Annotated in this window: 3 protein-coding genes; all 3 read right to left on the reverse strand. The window is 71.2% G+C overall.

What is annotated here, in order from left to right; translation table 11 throughout:
* Positions 1-226: 226 nt before the first annotated feature.
* The gene (locus tag G4D87_RS34890; RefSeq protein ID WP_163786990.1) at positions 227-2,704 is read right to left on the reverse strand and encodes a serine/threonine-protein kinase; all 2,478 of its coding nucleotides are present in this window, start codon (positions 2,702-2,704) and stop codon (positions 227-229) included.
* A gap of 81 nt (positions 2,705-2,785) precedes the next feature.
* On the reverse strand, positions 2,786-2,983 hold the full coding sequence (locus G4D87_RS34895; protein WP_163786992.1) for a hypothetical protein: 198 nt from the start codon (positions 2,981-2,983) through the stop codon (positions 2,786-2,788).
* On the reverse strand, positions 2,980-3,750 hold the full coding sequence (xth, locus tag G4D87_RS34900; protein WP_163786994.1) for an exodeoxyribonuclease III: 771 nt from the start codon (positions 3,748-3,750) through the stop codon (positions 2,980-2,982). Before xth ends, G4D87_RS34895 begins: the two co-directional genes overlap by 4 nt.
* Positions 3,751-3,827: the final 77 nt, after the last annotated feature.

Raw genomic sequence — 3,827 nt, forward strand, 5'->3', positions numbered from 1 at the left:
CAGAACCTTGCTCATCAGCTTGTACCTCTTCGCGACCTCTTCCTCGGTGACCATCGACACCTTCGAGCACGCCTCAGCCTATTTGTCGATCCCCTGCCAATCGGTCGCGTTATAAAATCTCAGGCCCTAAACGCAAAATGCGGCTTTAGCCTGCTTTGAGCAGGATTGGCCGGACAAGGTGCGCTCCACCGTCACGGGCACGCGCGGAGCGGCGCCATGGGGCGCCTCACGCGGACCAGATGGCCTCTACGCGGGAGCGCACCTTGCGCCGCACCTCCGCGAACCCGGGCTGCGCGCGCAGGGGCGCCAGCGCCGGGCAGCGGTCCATCCACTCCAGGTCGATGAGGGCCAGGTCCGCCGCCTGTTGGAGATAGCGCATCGCCTCGGCGGGCGCGCCCCGGATGCACATCAGCTCCGCCGCGAGCTGACACACCATCGACGCGAAGCGCGAGTTCACCTGCCAGGTGAGCATGCCGTCCAGGCTGGCCCCCGTCTCCGCCACGGTCATCTCGCCCAGCGCCGCGGAGCAATAGGTGGCCACGTGGGAGGCCATGTGGCTCGGGTCTTCGAACAGCGCGGCCCGGCACTGGCGGAGGTCGTCCAGTTCGCCCTTCCAGGCCGCGACACGCATGCGGAGGACGAGGACCACCATGCCGAACAGGGGCTGACTGTTCAGGCGCGCCATGCACCACTGATAGGTCGCCTCGTCGCCGCGCAGGGCACTGCAACGCGCCACTTCGACCAGGCAGATGGCCATGCCCGGCTCCAGCGAATAGGCCAGCTTCAAGCGCGGCAGGCCTTCATCCGCGCGGCCCGCCTCACACTGGAGGTTGCCGAGGAGCTGGAGCGCGGGCGCGAACGTGGGGGCCGCGTCGAGCGCCGTGCGCAAGGCCACCACCGCGTCCCGCCACCGGCCTTCCCGGGTGGCCAGGATGGCCTGTGCCAGCTTCGTCTCCACGAGCTCCGGCGCCAACTGCCGGGCGCGCTCCAGGCTCGTCCGCGCCAGGGCGTCCCAGTCGACCTCGTCCGCCATGGTGCGGAGGAAGCCCGCCCGGAGCGTCGCCACCGCATGCTGCGCCGCCGCGTGCGGGAAGCCAGTCACCGTGTCGCGGAGCTGCTCGAGCGGCGTGATGACCTCGTCCTTCAGCTCGCGCGTCATCGATTGCGCGAGCATCCGGGAGACCACCTGCCGGTAGAGCGTCAGGGCCTCCCCGGGCACCGTGGCGCGGTAGGCCAGGATGGCCAGCTCGCCGCGCAGGGCCTCCGCCAGCCGCTGGCCCAGCCGGTCCTGGAGCTGGAACGGGTCGTCATCCGCGTCGTCGAAGCGGCCGCTCCATAACTGCGTGCCCGACGCGCCCTCCACCACCCGGAGCGTCACGCGCACCGTCTTGCCGGCGGCCTGGAGCGTCCCATCCACCAGCAGCTCCACGCCCAGCTCGCGCGCCGCGGCGCGAGGGTCCCGCTCCTGCCGGAACCGCTCCGTGGCCCCGCTGCTCTGCACCCGGAGGCCACGCGTCCTCGACAGCACGTCGATGAGCGCCTCCGTCACGCCGTCGCCCAGGAACGCCTGGTCCGAAGCGCCCAGGAAGCGCAGCGGAAGCACCGCCAACGACTGCTCGTCCGGGCGCAACGGCGTCCGGGATGCCAGCGCGCCCGAGGACACCGGGTCATGGCCGAAGCCGCCAGGCCGCGACGTGGACGCGCTACGAAAAGCGGCCGATGACACCGAAGCCAGCGAGGAGCCGCCAAGCCCCGACGTCGACGCGCCATGGGCATGTTCCGGCTCGATGGGCTCGCCGACGGAGCCGAGCCACTGCCTCAGCGAATCCGCCACACAGGCCGCGTCCTGTGGCCGGCCGGAGGGCTCGCGCGACAAGCACGCGAGCACCAGCTCCGCCAGCGCATCCGGCACCGCCGCCAGCAGGCGCGGGTCGGGCGGCGGCTGCCTCAAGCGGGCCACGGCCACGGCCATGGGCGAATCACCGGCGAACGGAGGCGTGCCGGTGAGCAACTGATAGAGCACCAGGCCCGTGGCGTAGAGGTCGGCGCGCGCGTCCACCTCGCCGCTCTCCAGCTGCTCGGGCGCCATGTACATGGGCGTGCCCACCAGGCCCTGCGTGCGCGAGGCCCCCTCCCCCGCCATGGCCCGGGCAATGCCGAAGTCGGTGAGCACCACGCGGCCACGGGCCTCCACCAGCACGTTGGCCGGCTTCAGGTCCCGGTGCACCACGCCCGCGGCGTGCGCCGCCGCCAGGCCCTCACAGAGCGCCAGGACGAGCCGCGCCGCCCGCGCGGGAGGCACCGCGTGCTCGCGCTCCATCAACGCTTGCAGGCTCTCCCCCTCCACGTACTCCATGGTCAGGTAGAGGCGGCCCGAGTGCTCGCCCAGGTCAAAGGTCCGCGCCACGTGCCGGTGGGTGATGCGCCGGGCCAGGCGGACCTCGCGGCGGAAGCGCTCCAGCCACTCCGGCGCCGGCGAAGCGCCCAGCTCCAGCAGCTTCAACGCCACCACGTCGCCCACCAGCGTGTCTCGCGCCCGGTACACCGCGCCCATTCCACCGCGCCCGGCCAGCTCCTCCAGGACGTAGCGCCCGGCGAACAGCTCGCGCTCCGTCACGTCGGGGGTGGCGGGACGCGGGAGCGGCGACAGCACCGTCGCCTCGGTCCCCTCGGGTGGCGAACTCCGGTTTTTCTCCTCGGACACGCCGCGGAATCTACCCCGCCGGGAGTCGAGGCGCCCGGCATTCGGGACGAAACCAGCAATCCATGGATAGCAGGCCTGTTCTCAACGGGGCACCGGGGGTGTCTCCAGCGGCTTCGGCTTGAAGAGCGCGCACGCATGGACCGGCTGCGGTGGGTACTTCCCGGGCAGCAGCGGGCAGAGGATGAAGGTCGTCGTCCTCGACTGGACGTAGCGAGGCGGCGCGGCGCAGCGGTGGCAGAGGCTGTCGGGGAACGGCGGCGCTTCGGGTGGGGGCGTCAATCGCGCAGCTCGAGCCACACCGGCGCGTGGTCCGAGGGCTGCTTGCCCTTGCGCTCCTCGCGGTCCACGTCCACGACGGTCAGCCGCTCGGCCACGGGCGCCGTCACGTAGAGGTGGTCGATGCGCAGGCCCAGGTTCTTCGGGAAGCCGAGCATGCGGTAGTCCCACCAGGTGAACTTCTGCACGCCGGGGTGCAGCTTGCGGAAGGCATCCGAGAGCCCGAAGGCGCCCAGGTGCTGGAGGGCGTCCCGCTCCTTCAGCGTGAAGAGCGTCTGGCCCTCCCACAGCTTGGGGTCGTAGGTGTCGATGTCCTCGGGCGCCACATTCCAGTCCCCGCCCAGCACCAGGGGCTCGTCGGGCTTGTGCCGGGTGTCCAGGTAGCGCCGCAGCCGGCCGTACCACTCCAGCTTGTACTGGTACTGCGGCGAGTCCACCGACTGGCCATTGGGCACGTACGCGCTCACCACGCGGATGCCGCCCACGGTCGCCGCGATGAGGCGCGCATGCGAGTCATCCACGCCGTCGGACAGGCCCTTCACGACGTCCTTCGGCTCCTCCTTCGCGAGGATGGCGACGCCGTTGTACGTCTTCTGCCCGTGGACGGCGGCGTGGTAGCCCACCTCGCGCACGGCCTCCATGGGGAAGTCCTCGTCCACGCACTTGAGCTCCTGCAGGCAGAGGATGTCCGGCTGGGCCTTCTTCAACCAGGCGAGCAGCCGTTCCTGACGGGCCCGCACCGAGTTCACGTTCCAGGTGGCGATCTTCATCGCGCGGACCGTCGCATGCCGCCCGCGCCCCCCGCCATGCTTTTCCCGGGCCCTGTGGCCACAGGGCCCGGGAAAAG

This window comes from Myxococcus vastator (assembly GCF_010894475.1).
GTDB classification, from domain to species: Bacteria; Myxococcota; Myxococcia; order Myxococcales; family Myxococcaceae; genus Myxococcus; species Myxococcus vastator.